Origin of the sequence: Mesorhizobium sp. M7A.F.Ca.CA.002.05.1.1, assembly GCF_003998335.1 — a bacterium.
GTDB lineage: Bacteria > Pseudomonadota > Alphaproteobacteria > Rhizobiales > Rhizobiaceae > Mesorhizobium.
Genome location: NZ_RZQI01001425.1, coordinates 1 through 894, shown reverse-complemented (window position 1 = coordinate 894; position 894 = coordinate 1). Strand labels below are relative to the sequence as shown.

The 894-nt window shown below is 63.6% G+C and carries 2 protein-coding genes; both read right to left on the bottom strand.

Features of this window, described 5'->3' with window-relative positions:
* Window positions 1-687: HEAT repeat domain-containing protein (locus EN939_RS36085; RefSeq protein WP_127272046.1), on the bottom strand; the 687-nt coding region annotated here is incomplete at its 3' end.
* 2 nt (window positions 688-689) lie between these two features.
* On the bottom strand, window positions 690-894 hold a 205-nt coding region (locus tag EN939_RS36080; RefSeq protein WP_127272045.1), incomplete at its 5' end, for a YaiO family outer membrane beta-barrel protein.

Sequence of the window (894 nt, the reverse complement as noted above, 5' to 3'; positions counted from 1 at the left end):
GGCAAAGAACTCACCAAACCGGAACCCGCCGTTGCGGGCAAGCGCATCGATTGCGGCCGCCCTGATGAAAGGCACCGCGTCCTGACGTCCGGTGTAATCCCTGAGCTCGTCGAACCGCTTTGGCGGAAAGCGCCTGAAAAGCTCGATCAGGCGTCGCGAGCGCTGCCCCGCCACGCCGATCTTGCGCAGCGTTACGACCAGCGGCGGCAAGGCGCCAATATCACACAGCGCGATGGCGACGGCGATCCTGACTTCGCGCGAGCGGTCACGATCGAGCGCCGAAAGCAGGTTTGCCACCGCGTTTTCCGAACGCAGCGCCGCCAGCATCTCGGCCGCGTGGACGCGTTCGGCGCCGTTGCCTTTTTCAAGCTGGGTGCCGACAAGGGTCGGCAGGCCACATTCATTGAAGGCTGAAAGGAGCTCGTCGTGCTCCTCGCCACGCAACAGCGAAATAAACTCGAAGCCGGCATCGATCGCCACCCTCGCCGGTACCGCAAGCAGCGCCGTCTTCAATGCCTCGCGATCCCGATTTTCGGTGAAGGCGATCAGCGCCGTCAGAAGAAGGCGCCGCTGATCGGCGCCCGCCGTCCCCCGGCGCTCCTGCAATACCCGACGCACGATCAGCAGAAGCATGATCGCCAGGGAAAGGGCACTGAGCAGGATGGATAGGTGCCAGATGTACAACATGATCAGAACCGCGCGGTTAGGCCGAGCCCGAATGTGGTTCGGTCGAATGTCGGGCGCTGCTCATGGGCGAGGCTGCCGCGCAGCGTCAGCGGATCGGTAACGTCCCAGGAGATGCCGGCAAAGATGGTACGCGTCGGCACCAGCGAGCCGTCGGAGATCTCGGGGGCATCCGCATAGCCACCAAACACATTGACGCTCGGGATAGCT